Here is a 22,301-nt window from a genome sequence, read left to right on the forward strand (position 1 = left end):
TTATTTTATAAATAACAAGTGCTAGTCGATGCTTTTCGTCGAGGCAGAAAAAAGCCCGTCACCAGGACGGGCTTTTCGGCTGGCTCAACCTCAGTGGGTTCGCGCGACTGCGAACTCGGTGAGCTCGACCAGCGCATCGCGATAAGCATTGGCCGGCAGCGTGTCCAGGCAGGCGATGGCACGGGCTGCGTAGTCGCGGGCCAGTTGGGCTGTGTAGTCAAGGGCACCAGCTGCTTCCACGGCAGCGCGAATACCCTCCAGGTCCTGGCTGCCGCCTTGCTGGATGGCCTTGCGCACCAGGCTCGCCTGCTCCGGAGTACCGTCGCGCATGGCGGCGATCAGCGGCAGGGTGGGCTTGCCTTCGGCCAGATCATCACCGACGTTCTTGCCGAGGGTGGCTGCATCGCCACGGTAGTCGAGCAGGTCGTCCACCAACTGGAAAGCGATGCCCAGGGCGTCGCCGAACTGGCGCAGGGCTTCGGACTGCTCGGTGCTTGCACCGGCGAGCACAGCGGCGCTGTGTGTGGAGGCTTCGAAGAGCATCGCGGTCTTGCCGCGAATGACTTCCATATAGGTTTCTTCGGTGGTGCTGGCGTCACGGATTTTCGACAACTGCAGCACTTCGCCTTCGGCGATGACCCGAGTGGCCTGGGAAATGATGCGCATCACCGGCATGGAGCCGAGTTCCACCATCATTTCGAAGGAGCGGGCATAGAGGAAGTCGCCCACCAGCACGCTGGGCGCATTGCCCCACAGTGCGTTTGCGGTGGAACGGCCGCGGCGCAGGCCGGAGGCATCCACCACGTCATCGTGGAGCAGGGTGGAGGTGTGCAGGAACTCGATGGTGGCGGCCAGCAGGCGGAGCTGGTCGCCACCGAAACCGAGAGCGTTGCCGCTCAGCAGTACGAGCAGAGGGCGAAGGCGCTTGCCTCCGGCGGAGACGATGTAGTCACCGATCTTTTCCACCAGGGGGACGCGAGAGGTCAACTGCCGGCGAATGATGTCGTCGACTGCGGTAAAATCGTCCGCCACCACGCGGTAGAAAGCCTGGGGTTGCATCGGCCAGATGTGCTCCTGTTGGGATGCGCGGCATGCTAGGGACCGGGCCGGGGGCTGTCAAGGCGAGCGCTGGCGGTGCTTGCGCGGTAATCTCGGCTTGCGTACAATCGCGGCCCCTGAACTTCCTTGGGCATTTTCCTGCCTTACGCAATTGCACGGGCGTCAGTTCCGGCCCCATGCAGCCATGCCGACCGATACCTCTTTTTATAAAGCGTCGGGTGAGCAGGTTTAACGGAGAAAATCCATGTACGCAGTTATCGTTACCGGCGGCAAGCAATACAAAGTCGCTGAAGGTGAATTCCTGAAAGTCGAGAAGCTCGAAATCGCCACTGGCGAATCCGTGACTTTCGACCGCGTCCTGCTGATCGGCAATGGCGAAGACGTGAAGATCGGTGCTCCGGTTGTTGATGGCGCCAAAGTGGTCGCAGAAGTGGTCTCTCAAGGCCGTCACGACAAAGTGCGCATCATCAAGTTCCGCCGTCGTAAGCACCACATGAAGCGCCAGGGCCACCGCCAGTGGTTCACTGAAATCAAAATCACCGGCATCCAGGCCTAATTTCCTTTTTGGAGGATTTGACTCATGGCACACAAAAAAGCTGGCGGTTCTACCCGCAACGGCCGCGACTCAGAAAGTAAACGCCTTGGCGTGAAGCTGTTCGGTGGCCAGGTTGTCAAAGCTGGCAACATCATCGTGCGTCAGCGCGGCACCAAGTTCCACGCCGGCGTCGGCGTTGGCCTGGGCAAGGATCACACCCTGTTCGCGAAAGTGGACGGCGTGATCAAGTTCGAGGTCAAAGGTGCTTTCGGCCGCAAGTACGTAAGCATCGTCGCAGCCTGATTGCGACTTCGCTGGAGAAGCCCCGTCTTGCGACGGGGCTTTTTCGTTTCTGCTTCATGGAAACTCTGCATTGAGCAGGGTTCCCTGTATCCTATGTGCTTTGTTTCACTCAACCCGTCCCCGTGGCGGGAGGCGTCCTGATGAAATTCGTCGATGAAGTATCGATCTTTGTAAAAGCGGGCGACGGCGGCAATGGCCTGATGAGTTTCCGTCGCGAAAAATTCATTGAAAAGGGCGGCCCCAACGGTGGTGACGGGGGCGATGGCGGCTCCGTGTTCATGGAGGCCGATCCGAACCTCAATACCCTGGTTGATTATCGCTACACCCGTCGTTTCGATGCCCAGCGTGGCGAAAATGGCGGCAGCAAGGATTGCACTGGTCGCAAGGGCGAGGACCTGATCCTGCCGGTGCCGGTGGGGACCACGATCATCGATGCTGCGACCCAGGAAATCATTGGCGACCTGACCAAGCCGGGGCAGCGCCTGATGGTTGCCCAGGGTGGCTGGCACGGCCTGGGCAATACCCGTTTCAAGTCCAGTACCAACCGCGCGCCGCGTCAGACCACCAAGGGCAAGCCGGGCGAGTCCCGCGATCTCAAGCTGGAGCTGAAGGTGCTGGCTGATGTCGGTCTTCTGGGGCTGCCGAACGCGGGCAAGAGCACATTCATTCGTGCTGTTTCCGCCGCCAAGCCGAAAGTGGCTGATTACCCGTTCACCACGCTGGTGCCGAACCTCGGTGTAGTCAGTGTGGGGCGTTTCAAGTCCTTCGTGGTGGCCGATATCCCGGGTCTGATCGAGGGTGCCGCGGAAGGTGCCGGCCTGGGCATTCGCTTCCTCAAGCACCTGGCGCGGACCCGTCTGTTGCTGCACATCGTCGATATGGCGCCGCTGGATGAGAGCGATCCGGCCGAGGCTGCCGCAACCATCATCGAAGAACTGGGGCGCTTCAGTCCGGCTCTGACCGAGCGTGATCGCTGGCTGGTGCTGAACAAGGCTGACCAGCTTCTTGATGATGATCGCGATGCGCGCCTGAAGGCTGTGCTCGAGCGTCTTGGGTGGGAGGGTCCGGTGTTCGTGATCTCCGCGCTGGAGCGCGAGGGTACCGAGGCACTCTCGCAGGAGATCATGCGTTACCTCGACGAGCGCACCTTGCGCATGAGCGAGGAGCCGGAGTATGCCGAGCAGCTTGCCGAGCTGGATCAGCGCATCGAGGACGAGGCGCGTGCCCGTCTGCAGGCTATGGATGACCAGCGTGCCCTGCGTCGTGCCGGCATGAAGAGCACTGGCGTCGATGACGACGACGATTTCGATGACGACGAGGATGACGGCGACGGGCCGGAAATCTTCTACGTACCCTGATCCCGGCGCCGCCCGGCGCTGTGGGTGTTCGCATGGCCGCGCGCCTTGCCGCGTGGCCTTCTAGCTAAGGTTGGACGATATGCGGGACAAGGTGACTGGCGCGCAGCGCTGGGTGGTGAAGATTGGTAGTGCTTTGCTCACGGCTGACGGTCGCGGGCTGGATCGCTCGGCAATGGCTGTCTGGGTCGAGCAGATGGTGGCCTTGCGTGATGCGGGGGTGGAGCTGGTGCTGGTGTCTTCCGGTGCCGTGGCGGCTGGTATGAGTCGCCTTGGGTGGCAGAGCCGTCCGAGCGCCGTTCACGAGCTGCAGGCTGCCGCATCCGTAGGGCAGATGGGGCTGGTCCAGGCTTGGGAGTCCAGTTTCGCCGAGCATGGCCGTCACACTGCGCAGATCCTGCTGACTCACGACGACCTGTCCGATCGGAAGCGCTACCTGAACGCTCGCAGCACTCTGCGCACTTTGGTGGAGCTGGGTGCGATTCCGGTGATCAACGAAAACGACACCGTGGTTACCGATGAAATTCGCTTCGGTGACAACGACACCCTGGCGGCTCTGGTGGCCAACCTGGTGGAGGCGGATTTGTTGGTGATCCTTACCGATCGCGACGGCATGTTCGATGCAGACCCTCGCCACAATCCTGATGCTCAATTGATCTTCGAGGCCCGTGCCGATGACCCGGCGCTGGATGCTGTGGCTGGCGGAACCGGTGGTGCTCTGGGGCGCGGTGGCATGCAGACCAAGCTGCGCGCTGCGCGGCTGGCGGCTCGCTCCGGCGCCCATACGGTGATCGTTGGTGGGCGAATCGAGCGTGTTCTGGATCGCCTCAAGGCTGGTGAGCGTCTGGGCACGCTGCTTGCGCCTGAGCGCGGCATGCTGGCCGCGCGTAAGCAGTGGCTGGCTGGTCATCTGCAGACCCGTGGCACCCTGGTGCTCGATGCGGGGGCGGTCAAGGCGCTCCGCGAAGACCGCAAGAGCCTGCTGCCGGTCGGCGTGAAAGCCGTCCAGGGTAGCTTTCGTCGCGGCGAGATGGTCGTTTGCGTCGGGCCTGATGGTGCGGAAATCGCCCGCGGCCTGGCCAATTACAATGCGCTCGAGGCGCAGAAGATCATCGGCCAATCGTCCGATCTCATCGAAAAGCTACTGGGTTATGTCGATGAGTCGGAGTTGGTGCATCGAGACAACCTGGTTCTGGTCTGAGTTGGAGGGGTAGATGCGACTGATCAAGGGAATGGTGGTGGCGCTTCTGGCAATGCCGCTGGTGGCTGTCGCGGAGGAAATCGGTTCGGTATCCACGGTGTTCAAGTGGGTGGGGCCGAATGACAAGATTACCGTCGAGGCATTCGACGATCCGAAGGTGGAGGGTGTGACCTGCTACCTTTCGCGAGCCAAGACTGGCGGTGTGAAGGGTGGTCTGGGGTTGGCCGAGGATCGTGCCGAGGCGTCCATTGCCTGTCGTCAGGTGGGGCCCATTCGCTTCAATGGCGAGCTCAAGGATGGCGAAGAGGTATTCAAGGAGCGCACATCGCTGGTGTTCAAGACCATGCAGGTCGTGCGCTTCTTCGATCGCAAGCGCAATACGCTGGTCTATCTGGTCTACAGCGATCGCATAATCGAGGGCAGTCCGCAGAATGCCGTTACCGCGATCCCGATCATTCCATGGCCGAACCGGCCTTGAGTTAATGCCAGAGCGAAGAAAAGCCCGGAATCTCCGGGCTTTTTCATGGATGCAGATCCTGTTGCATAAAATGCAGGCAATAAAAAACCGGCCAGAAGGCCGGTTTTTCGCAAGAACTCAAGCTTAGGCAGCAGCTTGACCGAGCGCCTTGATGTGGGCGTTCAGGCGGCTCTTGTGACGAGCAGCTTTGTTCTTGTGGATGATGCCTTTGTCGGCCATGCGGTCGATCACCGGTACAGCAGCGGTGAAAGCGGCTTGTGCCTTGGGCAGGTCTTTGGCGTCGATAGCCTTGACCACGTTCTTGATGTAGGTACGAACCATGGAGCGCAGGCTGGCGTTATGGCTACGACGCTTCTCAGCCTGTTTGGCGCGTTTTTTGGCAGAAGGTGTGTTGGCCACCGTCAAGCTCCTCGAAACTGGGGAATTGAATCAAATTAAGGCCGCGAATCATGCCGACGTGATCTGGCCTTGTCAAGGGCGATCAGGCAGGTCGGGCGACGAGCGTCAGCTTTTCTTGCTGGATGCTTTTATCCCGCACGGACTCTACACTCGGCAGCCTTGACCGTCCCCTGGCAGCACTGCCTAAGGGCTGTGCAACACCTGTCCGGACCCCTGAATGAACCTGCTCAAGTCGCTGGCGGCCGTCAGCTCCATCACCATGCTTTCCCGCGTACTGGGTTTCGTCCGCGATACCATCGTCGCACGCTATTTCGGCGCGGGAATGGCCACTGACGCGTTCTTCGTCGCCTTCAAGTTGCCCAACCTGCTGCGTCGCATCTTTGCCGAAGGGGCGTTCTCCCAGGCATTCGTCCCGATCCTGGCGGAGTACAAGACCCAGCAGGGCGAGGAGGCGACCCGTACGTTCATCGCCTACATCTCCGGTCTGCTGACGCTGGTGCTGGCGCTGGTGACCCTGCTGGGCATACTCGCGGCGCCGTGGGTGATCTGGGTGACCGCGCCGGGCTTCGCCGACACCCCCGAGAAGTTCGCGCTGACCACCGATCTGCTGCGGGTGACCTTTCCGTACATTTTCCTGATTTCGTTGTCTTCCCTGGCGGGGGCCATCCTCAACACCTGGAACCGGTATGCGGTTCCGGCTTTCGTGCCGACCCTGTTGAACGTCAGCATGATTGTCTTCGCGCTGTTCCTGACTCCCTATTTCGACCCGCCGATCATGGCTCTTGGCTGGGCGACGCTCGTAGGCGGCCTGGCACAACTGCTCTACCAGCTGCCGGCGCTCAAGCGCATCGGTATGCTCGTGTTGCCGCGCCTGAATCTGCGAGATACCGGCGTCTGGCGCGTACTCAAACAGATGGGGCCGGCGATCTTCGGGGTATCCGTAGGACAGATCTCGCTGATCATCAACACCATCTTCGCCTCGTTCCTGGCGGCGGGGTCGGTGTCGTGGATGTACTACGCGGACCGTCTGATGGAACTGCCGTCAGGCGTGCTTGGCGTGGCTTTGGGGACGATCCTGCTGCCTTCCCTGGCCAAGACGTACGCCAGCGACGACCGCCATGCCTACTCGCAGTTGCTCGACTGGGGCCTGCGTCTCTGCTTCCTGCTGGTATTGCCATGCACCCTGGCCTTGGCGTTGCTGGCCGAGCCGCTGACCGTGGCGCTGTTCCAGTACGGGAAATTCACCGCCATCGATGCGCTGATGACCCAGCGCGCGCTGATCGCCTATGCCGTGGGTCTGCTCGGGATCATCCTGGTCAAGGTTCTGGCACCCGGTTTCTATGCGCGCCAGAACATCCGTACGCCGGTGAAGATCGCCATCTTCACCCTGGTGGCGACCCAGTTGATGAACCTCGCCTTCGTCTTCCCCCTGAAACATGCCGGCCTGGCACTGGCCATCAGTCTCGCCGCCTGCATGAACGCCGGATTGCTCTACTGGCAGTTGCGCAAGCAGCAGCTGTTCCAGCCGCAGCCGGGCTGGGGGAAGTTCCTCGCAAAACTGTTGCTCGCGGTGCTGGCAATGTGTGCTGTTCTGCTCGGGGTGATGTACCTGCTGCCCGCCTGGGAGCAGGGGGGGATGGCCGAGCGCCTGCTGCGCCTGGCTGCCCTTGTGGGTGCGGGTGTGATCACTTATTTCGGCATGCTGGCACTGCTGGGCTTCCGTCTTCGGGACTTCGCACGACGGGCCGTGTGACTCTTCGGGTTGCGACTCGTCGCCGCTTGTCGCGGTGACGGGCCTGTAGCGCCTGTTGTCCAGCCTCGGCTGTGCGTATAATCGACCACTTTGTGAACAAGACTTGTGCTATGCAGCTGGTTCGAGGTTTACACAACCTGCGGCCCCATCATCGGGGCTGTGTCGCCACCATCGGCAATTTCGACGGCGTGCACCGCGGCCATCAGGCCATTCTCAAGCGGTTGCGCGAGCGTGCGGCTGAGCTGGGTTTACCCACTTGCGTGGTGATTTTCGAGCCGCAGCCACGCGAATACTTCGGCCCTGACACAGCTCCTGTCCGCCTCACACGATTGCGTGACAAGCTCGAGCTGCTTGCTCGTGAAGGGGTGGATCGGGTGCTCTGCCTGGCGTTCAACCACCGCCTGCGTGAGCTCAGTGCCGCCGAATTCGTGCATGCAGTACTGGTCGAGGGGCTGGGCGCCAAGCACTTGGAGATCGGCGACGATTTCCGTTTCGGCTGCGACCGCGCCGGTGATTTCGATTTCCTGCTGCAAGCCGGCGAAGCGGAAGGTTTCAGTGTCGAAGCCGCTGCAACTGTTGAGCTGGACGACTTGCGGGTCAGCAGCACCCGCGTGCGCCAAGCCTTGGCCGAGGGCGACTTCGTGCTTGCCGAGCGGCTGCTGGGGCGTCCATTCACCATTACCGGCCGTGTGCTGCACGGGCAGAAGCTCGGCCGCCAGCTGGGTACCCCGACTGCCAATGTGCAGCTCAAGCGCCGCCGCGTCCCGCTCAATGGTGTGTACCTGGTCAGTGTGGAGCTGGAAGGCAGGCAACTGCCTGGCGTTGCGAACATCGGCGTGCGCCCCAGCGTGAAGGGTGACGGACGCGCCCACCTGGAGGTCCATCTGCTGGACTATTCCTCCGACCTCTACGACCGGCGGATCAGCGTGACCTTCCACCACAAGCTGCGTGATGAGCAGCGTTTTGCCTCCCTGGAGGCGTTGAAGTCGGCGATCGATGCGGATGTCGCTGCCGCCCGTGCCTATTGGCAGGGTACTCAATCAAATTGAAGAGCCTGGACTGAAATGACCGATTACAAAGCGACCCTGAACCTGCCAGAGACGGCATTCCCGATGAAGGCCGGTCTGCCCCAGCGCGAACCGGAACTGCTGCAGCGCTGGAACAGCATCGACCTGTACGGAAAGCTGCGGCAGATCGGCGAAGGTCGCCCGAGGTTCGTCCTGCACGATGGCCCGCCTTACGCCAACGGCAGCATTCACATCGGTCACGCGGTCAACAAGATCCTCAAGGACATCATCGTCCGCTCCAAGACCCTGGCGGGCTATGACGCCCCTTATGTCCCGGGCTGGGACTGCCACGGTCTGCCCATCGAGCACAAGGTCGAAACCACCCACGGCAAGAACATGGCCTCGGACAAGACCCGTGAGCTGTGCCGTACCTACGCCGCCGAGCAGATCGAAGGCCAAAAGGCCGACTTCATCCGCCTCGGCGTGCTGGGCGACTGGAGCAATCCCTACAAGACCATGGCTTTCAGCAACGAGGCGGGCGAAATCCGCGCGCTGGCTGAAATGGTCAAGCAGGGCTTCGTGTTCAAGGGCCTGAAACCGGTGAACTGGTGCTTCGACTGCGGCTCGGCATTGGCCGAGGCGGAAGTCGAGTATGCCGACAAGAAGTCCGATGCGATCGACGTCGCCTTCCCCATCGAAGATGCCGATAAGCTGGCCGCCGCCTTTGGCCTGTCCAGCCTCGCCAAGCCTGCTGCCATCGTCATCTGGACCACCACCCCCTGGACCATTCCGGCCAACCAGGCGCTGAACGTCCACCCCGAGTTCGACTACGCGCTGGTCGATACCGGCGCGCGCCTGCTGGTGCTGGCCGAAGAACTGGTTGAATCCTGCCTGCAGCGCTACGGCCTGGAAGGTCAGGTCATCGCCACCACCAAGGGCGAGTCGCTGGACCAGGTCCGTTTCCGTCATCCGTTCTACGAGCGCCTGTCCCCCGTATACCTGGCCGAATACGTCGAGCTGGGTGCCGGCACTGGCATCGTTCATTCCGCGCCGGCCTACGGTGAGGATGACTTCCGTACCTGCAAGCAGTACGGCATGAGCAACGATGACATTCTCAGCCCTGTACAGAGCAATGGCGTCTACGTCCAGGACCTGCCGTTCTTCGGCGGCCAGTTCATCTGGAAAGCCAATCCGGCTATCGTCGCCAAACTGGAAGAAGTGGGTGCGTTGCTCAAGCACGAATCCATCAGCCACAGCTACATGCACTGCTGGCGCCACAAGACCCCGCTGATCTACCGCGCCACTGCACAGTGGTTCGTCGGCATGGACAAGCAGCCACAGCAGGGCGCGACTCTGCGCGAGCGTGCGCTGACCGCCATCGAGCAGACCGAGTTCGTCCCCGGCTGGGGGCAGGCCCGCCTGCACGGCATGATCGCCGGCCGTCCGGACTGGTGCATCTCCCGTCAGCGCAACTGGGGCGTGCCGATCCCGTTCTTCCTGCACAAGGCCACCGGCGACCTGCATCCGCGCACCGTCGAGCTGATGGAGCAGGTTGCTCAACGCGTCGAGCAGGAAGGTATCGAAGCCTGGTTCAAGCTGGACGCTGCCGAGCTGCTCGGTGACGAGGCTGGCCAGTACGACAAGATCAGCGACACCCTGGACGTCTGGTTCGACTCGGGTACCACGCACTGGCACGTCCTGCGCGGATCCCACGCCGAACTGGGCCACGCCAGCGGCCCGGCTGCCGACCTCTACCTGGAAGGTTCCGACCAGCACCGTGGCTGGTTCCACTCGTCCTTGCTGACCGGCTGCGCCATCGACGGCCATGCCCCTTACCGCCAGCTTCTGACCCACGGCTTCACCGTGGACGAGAGCGGCCGCAAGATGTCCAAATCCCTCGGCAACGTCATCGCCCCGCAGCAGGTTACCGACAGCCTGGGTGCCGACATCCTGCGCCTGTGGGTATCGGCCACCGACTATTCCGGCGAGATGGCCGTTTCCCAGCAGATCCTCCAGCGCAGCGCCGATGCCTATCGCCGCATCCGTAACACCGCGCGCTTCCTGCTGGCCAACCTGAACGGCTTCGACCCGGTCAAGGACCTGCTGCCTGCCAAAGACATGCTGGCCCTCGACCGCTGGGCCGTGGACCGCGCCCTGCTTCTGCAGCGCGAACTGGAAGAAGCCTACGGCGAGTACCGTTTCTGGAACGTCTACTCGAAAGTGCACAACTTCTGCGTGCAAGAGCTGGGCGGCTTCTACCTCGACATCATCAAGGACCGTCAGTACACCACAGCCTCTGACAGCATACCGCGCCGCTCCTGCCAGACTGCGCTGTTCCACATCGCCGAGGCGCTCGTGCGCTGGATTGCGCCGATCCTGGCCTTCACCGCCGAGGAAATCTGGCAGTTCCTGCCGGGCGAGCGTAACGAGTCCGTCATGCTCAATACCTGGTACCAGGGCCTGTCCGAACTGCCCGAAGGCACTGAGCTGGACCGCGAGTTCTGGGAGCAGGTCATGGCCGTCAAGGCCTCGGTCAACAAGGAGCTGGAAAACCTGCGTAGCAACAAGGCGATTGGCGGCAACCTGCAGGCCGAAGTCACCCTGTTCGCCGAGGACGCCCTGGTGGCGAGCCTGGCCAAGCTGGGCAATGAACTGCGCTTCGTGCTGATAACCTCGGCTGCTGACGTCCAGCCCCTGGCCAGCGCGCCGGCCGATGCCGTGGAGACCGAAGTTGCCGGTCTCAAGCTGAAGATCCACAAGTCAGCCCACACCAAGTGCGGTCGTTGCTGGCACCACCGAGCCGATGTCGGCCAGTTCGTGAAGCATCCGGATCTGTGCGGTCGTTGCGTCGAGAATATCGATGGAGCCGGCGAGGTTCGTCACTATGCCTAAGGCATACGGCCGACTCGGCTGGCTCTGGCTGACTGCCCTGGTATTCGTGCTGGACCAGGCGAGCAAATGGTTCTTCGAAACCGAACTCAACCTCTACCAGCAGATCGTGGTCATTCCCGACTACTTCAGCTGGACGCTGGCCTACAACACCGGCGCGGCCTTCAGCTTCCTCGCTGACAGCTCCGGCTGGCAGCGCTGGCTGTTCGCTGCAATTGCCCTGGTGGTCAGCGGCGTCCTGGTGGTCTGGCTCAAGCGCCTGAAGCCTGAGGAAACCTGGCTGGCTGTTGCGCTGGCGCTGGTCCTGGGCGGCGCCCTTGGCAACCTCTATGACCGCGTGGTGCTTGGCCACGTGGTCGATTTCATCCTGGTGCATTGGCAGAACCGCTGGTACTTCCCGGCGTTCAATCTGGCCGATAGCGCCATCACCGTCGGCGCCGTAATGCTGGCGCTGGACATGTTCAAAGCGAAGAAGTCCGGAGAACCTGCCCATGACTGAACATCGCATAGGGCCGGACATGGAAGTCACCCTGCATTTCGCCATCAAGCTGGATAACGGCGACGTGGTGGACAGCACCTTCGAGAAGAAACCAGCCACCTTCAAAGTGGGCGATGGCAATCTGCTTCCAGGTTTCGAGAGCGTGCTTTTCGGCCTCAAGAGCGGCGACAAACGCGTCCTGGCCATCGAGCCCGAGCAGGGATTCGGTCAACCTAATCCGCAGAACGTGCAAGTGATGCCTCGAGGCAACTTCCAGGACATGGAGCTTTCCGAAGGCCTGCTGATCATCTTCAATGACGCGGCCAATGCCGAGTTGCCTGGGGTGGTCAAGCTGATCGACGACACGCATGTGACCATCGATTTCAATCACCCATTGGCCGGCAAGCCACTCGCATTTGAGGTAGAGATCCTGTCGGTCAAGCCGGCCTGATCTCCTGCGGCCGGACGAGGTAACTGCCATGCAAATCAAACTCGCCAATCCGCGCGGCTTCTGCGCCGGCGTCGATCGCGCCATCGAGATCGTCAACCGCGCCCTGGAAGTCTTCGGCCCGCCGATTTACGTGCGCCATGAAGTGGTGCACAACAAGTTCGTGGTCGAGGACCTGCGCGCCCGTGGTGCCGTATTCGTCGAAGAACTGGACCAGGTGCCAGACAACGTCATCGTCATCTTCAGCGCCCACGGCGTTTCACAGGCCGTGCGCCAGGAAGCCACCCGCCGTGGCCTGAGGGTGTTCGACGCCACTTGTCCGCTGGTGACCAAAGTGCACATGGAAGTCGCGCGCTATAGTCGCGACGGCCGCGAATGCATCCTGATCGGCCACGCCGGCCACCCCGAAGTGGAAGGCACCATGGGGCAGTACGATGCCAGCAATGGCGGCGCAATCTACCTCGTGGAAGACGAGGCCGACGTGGAGCGCTTGCAGGTCCGCAATCCGGAAGCATTGTCCTTCGTAACCCAGACCACCCTGTCCATGGATGACACCAGTCGCGTCATCGACGCGTTGCGCGCGAAGTTCCCCAGCATCGGTGGGCCGCGCAAGGACGACATCTGCTACGCCACCCAGAACCGCCAGGATGCGGTCAAGCAACTGGCCAACGAGAGCGACATCGTCCTGGTGGTCGGTAGCCCCAACAGCTCCAACTCAAACCGCTTGCGCGAGCTGGCTGAGCGCATGGACACCCCCGCCTACCTGATCGACGGCGCCGAGGACCTCAAACGCGAATGGTTCGACAAGGCACAGCGTGTCGGCATCACCGCCGGCGCTTCCGCGCCGGAAGTGCTGGTGCAAGGCGTGATTGACCAGCTCCGGGAGTGGGGCGCCGAGGTTGCGGTTGAGTTGGACGGTCGGCCAGAGAACGTGACCTTCTCCATGCCGAAGGAATTGCGGGTGAAGGCGGTTTGAAAATTAAAAGGCCGACTTGATGTCGGCCTTTTAATTTCTGCGTTACCAGCAGCTGTCCACGTTGGACGTCCCGCTGATGCCTTTTACGCCACGGCTGTTTAGCGTGAGGTTGCCGCAAGCACTATCCGAGGCCTGGGCTCCTGCCCGTGTGGCCGTCAGCGCGACGCAGTTGGCGATGGTCGTCCCGGCGCAGGCTGCGGCTTGAACGGTATAGCGGCCTTCGGCCGACGGGACTGCGGCGTTTGCGGCAACGCCCAGGCCGAGGCCTCCGGCTCCCAGGTTGGTCACATACGTCTGGTTCTGGGAGTAATACCTTTCCTGCGATTGCATAATTTCGAGCAGCTTGGCATGGCCGTCAGTACGGCCGCCGCGCAGGACATAGCTCTGATATGAGGGGTAGGCGACCGCCGCGAGTATCGCGATGATCGCCACAGTTATCATCAGTTCGATCAGGGTGAAGCCCCGATTCTTCGACTTATTCACTGCTCTCTCCAGTAAGTCGGCTGAACGTTGTTGCCAGGTCGGCAGAAGGGTACGTCCTGACGGCATTCAATGGGTACATCATCAACGCAGCTGTTGGTCAGCGCGCACTTCTTGAACGGATCTACCTCGGTGCCGCTGATCAGGACGGAGCCATCGGTGGTCGGGATCACAGTCGGGCTGGGTGCGATACCGGGGCGTACGAGGTTGACGCTGCGAATCGGGACGGTTTCGCCGTCAACCGTCTGCTGGTACAGCGCCGATCCGTCCACCAGATTGGTGGCATAGAGACGGCTGGTGCCGACGTCTGGTGCGCAACCTGAGGTCTGTCCGGTCGGTAGGAAGGTATTGAAGAACAGCGCACCTTGCAGAGTGATGGAGCCGGATAGGACCTTCTCTCCAGGTGCCAGGCGGATGAACCAGCCATCGCTGCCATTCAGAAGGTCTGAGTTGACGGTATAGCTGTTGCCCGGGGAAAGGCTCTCGTAGAGCTGGTTGATTTCATCACGCAATGTAGGGATATGGCTCTGGGCGATGCCGCGGGAAGCCAGGAGTAGGTAGTTGTACGCCTCGAACCAGGTGAGAGTGCCGTCCGAGTCATTGGTCCGGGCGTCGGCGAGCTGGGCCGAATTGAGCAGGTTGCTAGTCGTGTCGTACGGTTGGGCCGCCAGGGAATCCATTTCTGTCTGGATGGTGTCCCTTTCGGAAAGGGCAGTGTTCAGGGCTGCTGTGCGAGTGTCCAGCGTGGCGGTCTGGTTGCTGATCGAAGTGTTGAGATTCTGTTCCTGCACAGCCAGTTCCTGCTGTCTGGTCGTCTCGTCACGTGCCAGCAGGTCGCTTACGGGAAGGTTGCTGCCGGAAAGGTTGCTGATGCCCAGGCTGTCCAGTCTGTCGTTCAAGGCGTTGGAGGCTGTGGTCAGTTCTGTCTGCTTCTGGCCGATCAGGGCTTGATCGTCATTCTGCATTGCCACCAGCAGGTCATTCAGTGTTGTAACCAGACTGTTCTGTAGCGTACTCAGCTCAGTGCTGATGGTGTCGGCGGTCAATGCGGAGCGCATGGTCAGATTCGGGTCGGCCGGCGAGCTATCGTCCTCAGTGGTATCCGGATCGTCGGGTCGGCCATAGAGTCCTTCCCGCAAGGCAACCAGTTCCTGCTCCAGCGTTGCGGTGGGTTGACCGGCTGCAGCAGCGCTAGCAATGGCTTGTTGTTTCTGCTGTATAGCCACTTCCTTGGTCGCTATCACGCCCTGGATGGACAGTTGCGTGTTGTACAGCGAGGCCAACTGGTTCTGAATGGTTGTGATCGCCGCAATCTGTGCGCTGTCCTGCAGACCTGACAGCTTACCGGTGAGGTCCTTGAGCAGACCTTGGGTTTCTACGACCTGTATCTGCTGGTCATTGGCAGGAGCGATGCGCGCCAACTCTGATTCGAGTGCATCGATGGTGGCGCCCAGGGTATCGAGTTCCTGGCGCAGGATGGTTATCTCAGCGTTCTTGGTCAAAAGGGCATCGCGTTTAGCGGTGTGGCCGATGCTCACCTTGTACTGGTCGAAGTTCGTCTCCGCGGTAACCACCGCATTGTTGTACTGCTCGATCAGCGCGAGCTTCTCGTCGATCTCCTGTTTGGTCTGTTCGTACTCCGCATCGCTCAGGTTGATGCCGGTCGCGTCCACCATGTTTGCCTCGGTCATAGTGGTGTAGGTGCTGGGCGTGGTGAGGACATTTCGGTCACGCAAGGCATAGAAGCGGTCTACAGTAGTTTCGTTCAGAGGGTGCTCACGCCAGCCGCTACCCAGGGCGATGGTGTAGTAAGTATTGCCGCCGCGCTCGCGGACCAGAGAAACGTCTGGAGCGTAGTAGAACCGACGGTTGCTCGAAGCACTGTCGTCACTGGTGACGGCGTTGTCATCGCCCAGTCGTGCGATGCGGCCTCCGGTGGCGAAATTCGCCGCGCCGGTATTGTTCTGGCGAATGTCGAAGCGGAAAACCTGCCCCCTCATGTCAGCCATGAACATGGTGTCTACGAGGCCGTCACCGGTGATGTCGACCAGCGTCGGGCCGCCGGGAATACTGTTGGTCATGGTGCCGATAGTGAGGTCGGCACCTGTTTCGGTGGTATGTCCCGCACGCCACAGCAGGCTGCCGGTGTCGGCATCGACCATGTAGAGGGCGTTGCCATAACTGTCGTTGCGCGGCAGGTTGGGGCTGTCATTGTCCTGAGTCGGATCATAGCCGCCAGAGAAGAACAGGACGGGCTTGATGGTGCCATTCCATTTGACTTTGGCCAGCTTGGCGGCCGACCAGGTCTGGCCCAGCTTCTCGAACCCGGCGGTGCCGCCAGTACCACCCTTGATGACCCATTTCAGCTTCGGCGTGTCGATGTCAAGCACATTCAGCGCGTAGTAATTCCTGCCGCCCCGGCGCATGCCCGCGACGATATCGACCCGGTTAGCCTGCCGGACGTTCGCAACGGCATCGGCGTACTCGACCCAGACGGTGATATGGCCATCGAGTCCGTAGCGCTTGGTGTCTACGCCTTGGGGATCCTGATAGTAATCCTTCAGGTTGGGCAGCAACTCCTTCGGTATGAAGGCGAATTTCTCCGCACCATTCGTGGGATTGACCGCATGCAGTCCACCCTGGTTGGTGCCGAAGAACATATAAAGGGTTTCCTGGGGAGTGCTCGTGGAATTGTCTACTCGGTAGGAAACCAGCTTGGGCTCGTTGTGCAGCAGATCCCCGATGAACAGGTTATTGCCGATGACGTTGCCATCCTTGTCCAGCTCGTTTCCGCGCGCCCAGTTGATGATCTGGGTGCGCATCTGTGCAGTCATGTTCTGGTCGCCCAGCATGGCAGCCGTGACATGGCTGCCCGCACTGCTTGTGACCAGAGGGTAGCTACTCAAGGTCGCCGAGGTGGACCCTGGCGGCAATTCTGCGCCGGTATAAGTATAGAGTTTACGTGTGGCTGGGTTGGTCAGCTGGCTGGATGCGCCACCCTTGCTGACGTCAGCGCCATCCACGGTGGGGCTCCACCAGCTCTGGGCTGTGGTCTTGAAGAAGCCGGCGTCATCGCCGTCATAGCTTATCGCTGCCCGACTATTGACGTCCTGGATCTCTGCAGCACCGTTGGCGTCTTTACCGAGTTTGTAGCGCTTGACGTTGCCTGGCCAGCGGCTGCCTTGGGCCGGGCGGAACAAGGCATAGTAGAGCTCGTTGCGGTAGCCGATGTTGTTGTAGGCGCTAACCGAGACGGTGGGCGTCGTAAACGTTGTGTTCTGCGCGAGGATCTCGTTGAGAATGGTACGCAGTGACTTGATCAGGCCGGAAACGTCATCGGCGGTGTAGTACTTGCCGCCGCCGCGCGTCGCTGTGCTTTCCAGCAGCGGGCTGTCTTCGAAGAAACCGATGGTGTGGGTAGTAACGGTCTGCTTGCCGTCTTGGACGCTGGATTGGTCTTCCTCGAACAGGAACTCGGAGAGTTCGTCCATGCATTCGCCGTTATTGTTACCACAGCTCTTGCCAGTAAGGGTTCGAATTGCGCTCGCAGCATCTGTGTCACCGGTTGGGGCGCCGTCAGTCAGATAGATGATGTGGTTCTTCTGGCAGGAACTCTCGATTGGCGAAATGTATTTGGCATTGTTCCTGTTATAGGACGTGCTGAGATTGCTGTATTCGACGATGTTGCTGCCGGAATACGACTGCTGCACGCTGGGCGTGAAGACTGTTGGGGGGTTGGAGCCCTCGGTGTCCTTCGTCGAGCTGGTAAGCCCGTAGTAGACGCGTTCTCCCCGATAGTAGCGCGCGGCTTCGTACAGCGTTTCCGAAAGGGGGGTGTTGCCGTTCGCACGATACCTGTTGAGGCGCTGGATGATGGTGTCGGCGCCGTCGGTGATCGGGGCGATGGGGTAGGTGATCATGCCACCTTGGGCCTGCATGTCGAAGCGCATCAGGCCGAAGTTGATCTTTCCATCCGCTTTAAGTTCATTGACGAGCTCTGCGGTTACCAGCTTGACGACACCAAGCCGGCTAAGTTTTGCGTTTTTTCCGCTTCCGTCACAAAGATCGATAATGGTGCTGCCGGCTGTGCAACTGGTACCTGTTACGCCACTGGACATCGAGCCGGATGTATCCAGCACCAGCAAGACGTTGGGATTGGTCTTCTTGTCGGCCTTCGGCGTGAGGCCGACGTAGATCTCGGTGTCGTCGGCCATGGCGACGGATGTCGAGAGGCTGACATACAGGAAGGCCGCACCAGCGCTGAGTAGAGATCGGGTAAATGGCTTCATTGTGGGGGCTTCTCAGTAGGTGCTGATGCGCGAGATGGTTGTCGGGGTGCCCGCTTCGGCGAATACGTCAGCACGCCAGCGGGCCTGTGTGAACAGTCGCTCAAGGGTGGAGGTACTGCCATTAATCCGGATCACCGAAGTTGCGGCGATCGACATCTTTACTGGGGTGCAGCTTTCGCACTCGTATACCAGCAAGTACTGCTCCTGCGGTGCCGAGACAGTGAGGACGGTTGCACCCTCGTAGATAACCGCACCGTCGTCCGGAAAGGCGGCCATCGCCATCGAGGAGAGGAGGAGCAGGCCGATTGCGAGATAGGTCTTCATGACAGTCTTCCTCATGGTTTCGGCATCTGAATATTGAACCCCTGAACCTGGTCCGAATACGCACCACTACTGAGTTCGCGCTTGACGTTCAACTCGAAGGCGTAGTTGTAGAACTTGTCCAGGCTGCTGCTTTCGGCGATGCGCTCGCCGAGGTAGGTTAGATTCACGGATGTGTTTCCCGCAGGGACACTGCTGCTGTTGAGCCGAGCGGTCAGGTTCGCCAGTGGCTGCCGTTTCTCGGGGAGCCGTGAATCCACAGGGGAGACACGCGGGCGGTCGAATGCCCGGACGCTGTCGATGCGGGTCGCGTCCTTGCGCAGAAAATCGAGTTGAGCTCGGATCTCGCTATACGAGGTCTGAAATGCAGCGCCACGGAATTGGGCATTGCTGGACATCCGTTCTTCGGTGGTGGACATCGTGAACGCTGCGATGCCTGCGGCTGTGAGTACTGCCAGGAATACCAGGGCGATGATGAGGCTGGAGCCCTTCTGGCTGCGTAGAATGGCCATTGCTGGTCCTTAGTCGAGATTGTGGATACGAACCGTAGTGGTGAACACCTGGCGCGCCAGTCCGTCGTTCGGGGCGGTTATCCGGGCATCTAGCAGGGTGAACTCCTGTGGGTTGGCCGCATCGTTCGAGGCCCGGTTCATGGAGCTTGCGAGTACGGCAATACGAACGGCGCTGACGCTGGACCAATCGGTAACGCGGTTTGCTGATACGAACTGGTTCACGCTTTGCGGATCGCCGCTGGTGCTCATGCCATAGAGCAGTTGCAGGTTCTCCACGCCATCTACCAGGCGCACCGTCTGGAAAGCTGAAGGATCGGTCACGTTGAAGGTTGTGCAGGCCAGAGACGAATAGGGGTTGTTGGCATCCGCTGCAGCGATATGGAATACGTTGGCGATCACGGTATCTTCCGCCACGTCATTGCCAGCGCAGTCCCTGCGCCGGGCGGCGCTGGCCGGGTCGTCCTTCATCTCCGGTGGCTGGAGAATGAAGGTGACTTTGTCGCTGGTGGCACCGTTGCTCGTGCAGTTCGCGTCAGCGGTGCTCGGCCAGTTGCAGTTGGGTTCAGCCAGCGGCAGGCGCTTGCTGGTCAGTAGGTAGGGCTCCAAGTAACCGGCCTGGCGGGCGCTTTGCGATATGAATTCGAGGGCGAACCGGCCGTTCTCCTGGGTCCGCGCCAAGGCTTCGGCCATGGAGTAGGTGCGGCTGCTGGAGAGAAATACCTGAAGTACGCCGCCGATCAGAATCGTGCTCAGCAGCAGCGAGATCATCAGCTCTACGATGGTCACGCCGGCCTGATGCCGATAGTCGATGTGTTTCATGCAATCACTTCCTGATCGTCATCTGGGCAGACTGGTTGTCACCATCACTGTTGGCGGCGTTCTGCCCACCTTTGCCTCTCCAGGAGAGCGTCAGGTCGAGCGAATCATTCACTGTGTCGCCATTGGAATCGCGGGCGGCAATGTTGAGCGCCTGGATGTTAATGAAATCGCGGCTATTACTGCGGACAAGCTTGGCGGTGTCGTTGGCCTGATAGGTCGCGGTGTCCCGATAACGGCAAACCGCCTCCCAGCGATCGAAACTGGCCATCTGAGCTGCTGTGCAGCTGCTTCCGTTGACTTTCGCACCCGTCACGGCGTTATAGAAATCGGCACAGGCGGGGTTCGGCAACGCATTGCAGTTCGGGGCAGCCCCGCTGTAGTCGGCGATGGTTGCGTTGTTGTTGGCATATATGCGATCCGCGAAATCCTGCAGAAGCCAGGTCGCATGGGCGCGTTGAACGCCATCGTTGGTGCCTTGAAGGGCTTTGAGCTGTAGCCCAGCAAGGCCGAGTAGACCAATGGTGAAAACCAGGAGGGTTACCAGGACCTCAATCATGGTGATTCCTGATTGCCGATATCCCGAATGCTTGAATGTGAAGTTCATCATAGGCCCTTAGCAGTCATCGCCAGGATTGATTGCAGCTACCGATACGCGACCGATCGCGTCCAGGGTCAAGCAACGCGCACGATTACCAGTTGTGGAAAGATTGTCTGCGCTGACCTTTATTCCACCGGATACTGCCGGATCGCGAGTCCCGTCGCGCCGGAAAGTGAGGACGTTGCCCGTCTGGATATAGTCGCTTTCTATTTCCACTCCCGCAGGTACGGCGTCATACCTTCGCAACACGTCGCCATTGCAATTGCTCAGCTCTCCGAGGACCACACACCAGCCCTGGTTCCAGCCATTGGTGCTGTTGGCTACCGGCACTACGCGTATGCGCCGATTCTTCGCTGTTGCTTCGGATCGAGCGAACTGCAGGGCCGTCGTCAGTGCAGTGGCCTGGCCAGCCACTCGTTGATTCAGGAGGAAGGTTCCCATCGAGGGAACTGCAAGGGAAATGATGATTGCGAGGAGCGCGATCGCTATCATGAGTTCGATTAGCGTAAAGCCGCGAGATTCAGGCATTTGCTGATCCATGCTGATAAGCCTAGGGGTGAGCATAAGCAGGCTAATTATCGTCTCAATGCTCTCTAGATAGTCGGAAGGATCGTAAGGGCGAGCGGTCAGCATTGCGAGTCTTCGGTCACGCTGCGCCTCAATCGTCCTTGTCGATTGAGCACCAATTCACGAATCACCTTGCCCTGCCTGCATAGTCGAAAGCGTCCATTGGTAACCGCGGTGTGTCCGTGGAGATTGAAATGGATTGCACGATTGCCTCCCATTCCCTTCCAGTCGACGACTATCAGCGGTAGCGCAGGGAGGGTGGCGATCAGCTTGTCATCGTGATTCAGGTGTCGCTTTCCGGTTGGATCCTCGAATGCACTGATTTGAGCGTTCCAGTTCCGATGACACATCTGATTATCATCGAGAGGACACACCGTTACTCTGGCTCGATGGGTGGCAGCGTGTATGCGAGCTTGCTGAACCAGCAGGAACAGCTGCTGTTCGTAGTGCCTGACCCTGGCCTTGGATGCGAATTCGATAAAGGAAGGCGCCAACATCGCGGTTGCACAGATGATCACGAGGACGATCAGTAATTCCGTAAGTGTGACTGCGGCTTGCTGGCTGAGCTTCATGGGCCATCTCCTTGGCATCCTGGCAAAGCGGGAAAGGGTACCGGGCTAGGGATGGGGTGAGTCGGCAAGCCATTCCTAAACGAATGTGGAACGAGCTGAATAGGGGCAAGAAAGTTGGGAAGTGTTTGTGTGGTGGGGGGCGGTGCCATAGGTCTTCTGAGTGCGCTCGAGTTGGCGCGCAATGGGATGCAGGTTTGTCTGCTGGAGCGTGGTGATACGGGGCGCGAAGCCTCCTGGGCGGGTGGCGGTATCGTTTCCCCGTTGTATCCATGGCGATATAGCTATGCAGTGACGGCGTTGGCGCATTGGTCCCAGGACTTTTACCCACAGCTCGGTCAGCGTTTACTCGCTGAAACCGGGATAGATCCCGAGGTCCACGAGACGGGCCTCTATTGGCTGGATCTGGATGACGAAGCCGAGGCCCTGGCCTGGGCTGCGCGAGAAGGGCGGCCGCTGTCGTCGGTGGATATGGATGAAGTGCATGCCGCCGTGCCGCCGCTGGGAGTCGGTTTCCAGCGAGCCATCTATATGTCCGGTGTGGCTAATGTGCGCAATCCGCGCCTGACCCGTGCCCTGCGTGAAGCGCTGCTGCGCATGCCCAATGTGTCGGTCAGGGAGAACTGCGCGGTGCGCGGTTTTGTCCGTGAGGATGGGCGTGTGGTTGGGGTGGATACGGTCGAGGGTGAAGTGCTGGCCGACCGCGTGGTGCTGGCCGCGGGTGCCTGGAGTGGCGAGTTGCTGGGGCAACTGGGAATGTCGCTGCCGGTGGAGCCGGTGAAGGGGCAGATGATCCTCTTCAAGTGCGCGGCCGACTTTCTGCCCGCCATGGTGCTGGCCAAGGGGCGTTACGCGATCCCGCGCCGGGACGGTCATATCCTGGTGGGCAGCACGCTGGAATATGCCGGTTTTGACAAGACGCCCACCGACGCGGCGCTGGAGAGCCTCAAGGCCTCGGCCTTCGAGCTGCTGCCGCAACTGGCGGACGCCGAGCTGGTGGGGCATTGGGCGGGGTTGCGTCCTGGCTCGCCAGAGGGCATTCCCTTTATCGGTCCGGTGCCGGGAGCGGATGGCTTGTGGCTGAACTGCGGCCACTACCGCAATGGCCTGGTGCTGGCGCCGGCCTCTTGCCGACTGCTGGCGGACCTTATGTTGGGGCGCGAGGCGATTATCGACCCGGCGCCCTATGCGCCGGCAGGGCGCCTGGGCTGAACGAGCCGCGGTCTTTTCGCCAGCAAGCTGGCTCCTACAGGAGTCGATGTTCG

General features: G+C 60.6%; 22 protein-coding genes. 12 read left to right on the forward strand and 10 right to left on the reverse strand.

Annotated elements, in window-relative coordinates:
• Positions 1 to 90: 90 nt before the first annotated feature.
• Complete coding sequence (locus tag SA496_RS02180; RefSeq protein WP_330114978.1) at positions 91 to 1,059, reverse strand: polyprenyl synthetase family protein; 969 nt, start codon at positions 1,057 to 1,059, stop codon at positions 91 to 93.
• 244 nt (positions 1,060 to 1,303) lie between these two features.
• Here SA496_RS02180 and rplU point away from each other — a divergent pair, with 244 nt between their 5' ends.
• The 5 genes from rplU (at position 1,304) to SA496_RS02205 (ending at position 4,931) form a co-directional block, all read left to right on the forward strand.
• The gene (rplU, locus tag SA496_RS02185; RefSeq protein ID WP_120653001.1) at positions 1,304 to 1,615 is read left to right on the forward strand and encodes a 50S ribosomal protein L21; all 312 of its coding nucleotides are present in this window, start codon (positions 1,304 to 1,306) and stop codon (positions 1,613 to 1,615) included.
• Positions 1,616 to 1,639: 24 nt separating this feature from the next.
• On the forward strand, positions 1,640 to 1,897 hold the full coding sequence (rpmA, locus tag SA496_RS02190) for a 50S ribosomal protein L27 (protein ID WP_120653000.1): 258 nt from the start codon (positions 1,640 to 1,642) through the stop codon (positions 1,895 to 1,897).
• 140 nt (positions 1,898 to 2,037) lie between these two features.
• Positions 2,038 to 3,255: an Obg family GTPase CgtA gene (gene cgtA, locus SA496_RS02195; protein WP_330114979.1), complete on the forward strand. Its 1,218-nt coding sequence runs from the start codon at positions 2,038 to 2,040 to the stop codon at positions 3,253 to 3,255.
• A gap of 79 nt (positions 3,256 to 3,334) precedes the next feature.
• A complete protein-coding gene (gene proB, locus SA496_RS02200) occupies positions 3,335 to 4,453 on the forward strand; it encodes a glutamate 5-kinase (protein WP_330114980.1) in 1,119 nt (372 codons plus the stop codon).
• 13 nt (positions 4,454 to 4,466) lie between these two features.
• Positions 4,467 to 4,931, forward strand: a complete 465-nt coding sequence (locus SA496_RS02205) for a CreA family protein (RefSeq protein WP_120652998.1) — start codon at positions 4,467 to 4,469, stop codon at positions 4,929 to 4,931.
• A gap of 123 nt (positions 4,932 to 5,054) precedes the next feature.
• On the opposite strand, the gene rpsT is transcribed toward SA496_RS02205, so the two are convergent.
• On the reverse strand, positions 5,055 to 5,330 hold the full coding sequence (gene rpsT / locus SA496_RS02210) for a 30S ribosomal protein S20 (RefSeq protein ID WP_069082204.1): 276 nt from the start codon (positions 5,328 to 5,330) through the stop codon (positions 5,055 to 5,057).
• Between the two features lie 217 nt (positions 5,331 to 5,547).
• Between rpsT and murJ the strand changes: the two genes are divergently transcribed.
• From murJ to ispH, 6 genes are all read left to right on the forward strand, one after another.
• Positions 5,548 to 7,083, forward strand: a complete 1,536-nt coding sequence (gene murJ / locus SA496_RS02215; RefSeq protein WP_153921564.1) for a murein biosynthesis integral membrane protein MurJ — start codon at positions 5,548 to 5,550, stop codon at positions 7,081 to 7,083.
• 110 nt (positions 7,084 to 7,193) lie between these two features.
• Complete coding sequence (ribF, locus tag SA496_RS02220) at positions 7,194 to 8,132, forward strand: bifunctional riboflavin kinase/FAD synthetase (protein ID WP_330114981.1); 939 nt, start codon at positions 7,194 to 7,196, stop codon at positions 8,130 to 8,132.
• Positions 8,133 to 8,147: 15 nt separating this feature from the next.
• Positions 8,148 to 10,982, forward strand: coding sequence for an isoleucine--tRNA ligase (gene ileS / locus SA496_RS02225; RefSeq protein WP_330114982.1), 2,835 nt, complete (start codon positions 8,148 to 8,150; stop codon positions 10,980 to 10,982).
• A complete protein-coding gene (gene lspA, locus SA496_RS02230) occupies positions 10,975 to 11,478 on the forward strand; it encodes a signal peptidase II (protein ID WP_330114983.1) in 504 nt (167 codons plus the stop codon). The genes ileS and lspA overlap by 8 nt, the downstream gene beginning before the upstream one ends.
• Complete coding sequence (fkpB, locus tag SA496_RS02235) at positions 11,471 to 11,908, forward strand: FKBP-type peptidyl-prolyl cis-trans isomerase (protein WP_120652994.1); 438 nt, start codon at positions 11,471 to 11,473, stop codon at positions 11,906 to 11,908. Before lspA ends, fkpB begins: the two co-directional genes overlap by 8 nt.
• A gap of 28 nt (positions 11,909 to 11,936) precedes the next feature.
• The gene (gene ispH, locus SA496_RS02240; protein ID WP_330114984.1) at positions 11,937 to 12,881 is read left to right on the forward strand and encodes a 4-hydroxy-3-methylbut-2-enyl diphosphate reductase; all 945 of its coding nucleotides are present in this window, start codon (positions 11,937 to 11,939) and stop codon (positions 12,879 to 12,881) included.
• Between the two features lie 42 nt (positions 12,882 to 12,923).
• Here the strand turns inward: ispH and SA496_RS02245 are convergent, their stop codons facing one another.
• The 8 genes from SA496_RS02245 to SA496_RS02280 are packed head-to-tail and all read right to left on the reverse strand — an operon-like array spanning position 12,924 to position 21,039.
• Entirely contained in the window at positions 12,924 to 13,364 is a 441-nt protein-coding gene (locus tag SA496_RS02245) for a type IV pilin protein (protein WP_330114985.1), read from the reverse strand.
• On the reverse strand, positions 13,361 to 17,650 hold the full coding sequence (locus tag SA496_RS02250) for a PilC/PilY family type IV pilus protein (RefSeq protein ID WP_330114986.1): 4,290 nt from the start codon (positions 17,648 to 17,650) through the stop codon (positions 13,361 to 13,363). Before SA496_RS02250 ends, SA496_RS02245 begins: the two co-directional genes overlap by 4 nt.
• Positions 17,651 to 17,662: 12 nt before the next feature.
• Positions 17,663 to 17,974: a hypothetical protein gene (locus SA496_RS02255; protein ID WP_330114987.1), complete on the reverse strand. Its 312-nt coding sequence runs from the start codon at positions 17,972 to 17,974 to the stop codon at positions 17,663 to 17,665.
• Between the two features lie 11 nt (positions 17,975 to 17,985).
• Positions 17,986 to 18,483, reverse strand: coding sequence for a pilus assembly PilX family protein (locus SA496_RS02260; RefSeq protein ID WP_330114988.1), 498 nt, complete (start codon positions 18,481 to 18,483; stop codon positions 17,986 to 17,988).
• A 9-nt stretch (positions 18,484 to 18,492) separates the two neighbouring features.
• The gene (locus SA496_RS02265; RefSeq protein WP_330114989.1) at positions 18,493 to 19,302 is read right to left on the reverse strand and encodes a PilW family protein; all 810 of its coding nucleotides are present in this window, start codon (positions 19,300 to 19,302) and stop codon (positions 18,493 to 18,495) included.
• A 4-nt stretch (positions 19,303 to 19,306) separates the two neighbouring features.
• Complete coding sequence (gene pilV / locus SA496_RS02270; RefSeq protein ID WP_330114990.1) at positions 19,307 to 19,909, reverse strand: type IV pilus modification protein PilV; 603 nt, start codon at positions 19,907 to 19,909, stop codon at positions 19,307 to 19,309.
• Positions 19,910 to 19,915: 6 nt separating this feature from the next.
• Entirely contained in the window at positions 19,916 to 20,533 is a 618-nt protein-coding gene (locus SA496_RS02275) for a GspH/FimT family pseudopilin (protein WP_330114991.1), read from the reverse strand.
• Positions 20,527 to 21,039, reverse strand: coding sequence for a GspH/FimT family pseudopilin (locus tag SA496_RS02280; protein WP_330114992.1), 513 nt, complete (start codon positions 21,037 to 21,039; stop codon positions 20,527 to 20,529). The genes SA496_RS02275 and SA496_RS02280 overlap by 7 nt, the downstream gene beginning before the upstream one ends.
• A 114-nt stretch (positions 21,040 to 21,153) precedes the next feature.
• Between SA496_RS02280 and thiO the strand changes: the two genes are divergently transcribed.
• Complete coding sequence (thiO, locus tag SA496_RS02285; RefSeq protein WP_330114993.1) at positions 21,154 to 22,248, forward strand: glycine oxidase ThiO; 1,095 nt, start codon at positions 21,154 to 21,156, stop codon at positions 22,246 to 22,248.
• Positions 22,249 to 22,301: the final 53 nt, after the last annotated feature.

Origin of the sequence: Pseudomonas sp. JS3066, assembly GCF_036328175.1 — a bacterium.
Lineage (GTDB): Bacteria > Pseudomonadota > Gammaproteobacteria > Pseudomonadales > Pseudomonadaceae > Metapseudomonas.

Bases quoted from the DNA above. Each gene is read 5' to 3' on its own strand.
- ribF (WP_330114981.1), top strand. From the start codon at position 7,194: ATGCAGCTGGTTCGAGGTTTACACAACCTGCGGCCCCATCATCGGGGC.
- pilV (WP_330114990.1), bottom strand. From the start codon at position 19,909: ATGATGAACTTCACATTCAAGCATTCGGGATATCGGCAATCAGGAATC.
- SA496_RS02180 (WP_330114978.1), bottom strand. From the start codon at position 1,059: ATGCAACCCCAGGCTTTCTACCGCGTGGTGGCGGACGATTTTACCGCA.
- ispH (WP_330114984.1), top strand. From the start codon at position 11,937: ATGCAAATCAAACTCGCCAATCCGCGCGGCTTCTGCGCCGGCGTCGAT.
- murJ (WP_153921564.1), top strand. From the start codon at position 5,548: ATGAACCTGCTCAAGTCGCTGGCGGCCGTCAGCTCCATCACCATGCTT.
- SA496_RS02275 (WP_330114991.1), bottom strand. From the start codon at position 20,533: ATGCTGACCGCTCGCCCTTACGATCCTTCCGACTATCTAGAGAGCATT.
- SA496_RS02280 (WP_330114992.1), bottom strand. From the start codon at position 21,039: ATGAAGCTCAGCCAGCAAGCCGCAGTCACACTTACGGAATTACTGATC.
- rplU (WP_120653001.1), top strand. From the start codon at position 1,304: ATGTACGCAGTTATCGTTACCGGCGGCAAGCAATACAAAGTCGCTGAA.
- proB (WP_330114980.1), top strand. From the start codon at position 3,335: ATGCGGGACAAGGTGACTGGCGCGCAGCGCTGGGTGGTGAAGATTGGT.
- cgtA (WP_330114979.1), top strand. From the start codon at position 2,038: ATGAAATTCGTCGATGAAGTATCGATCTTTGTAAAAGCGGGCGACGGC.
- SA496_RS02250 (WP_330114986.1), bottom strand. From the start codon at position 17,650: ATGAAGCCATTTACCCGATCTCTACTCAGCGCTGGTGCGGCCTTCCTG.
- lspA (WP_330114983.1), top strand. From the start codon at position 10,975: ATGCCTAAGGCATACGGCCGACTCGGCTGGCTCTGGCTGACTGCCCTG.
- fkpB (WP_120652994.1), top strand. From the start codon at position 11,471: ATGACTGAACATCGCATAGGGCCGGACATGGAAGTCACCCTGCATTTC.
- SA496_RS02265 (WP_330114989.1), bottom strand. From the start codon at position 19,302: ATGAAACACATCGACTATCGGCATCAGGCCGGCGTGACCATCGTAGAG.
- SA496_RS02205 (WP_120652998.1), top strand. From the start codon at position 4,467: ATGCGACTGATCAAGGGAATGGTGGTGGCGCTTCTGGCAATGCCGCTG.
- ileS (WP_330114982.1), top strand. From the start codon at position 8,148: ATGACCGATTACAAAGCGACCCTGAACCTGCCAGAGACGGCATTCCCG.
- SA496_RS02260 (WP_330114988.1), bottom strand. From the start codon at position 18,483: ATGGCCATTCTACGCAGCCAGAAGGGCTCCAGCCTCATCATCGCCCTG.
- SA496_RS02255 (WP_330114987.1), bottom strand. From the start codon at position 17,974: ATGAAGACCTATCTCGCAATCGGCCTGCTCCTCCTCTCCTCGATGGCG.
- rpmA (WP_120653000.1), top strand. From the start codon at position 1,640: ATGGCACACAAAAAAGCTGGCGGTTCTACCCGCAACGGCCGCGACTCA.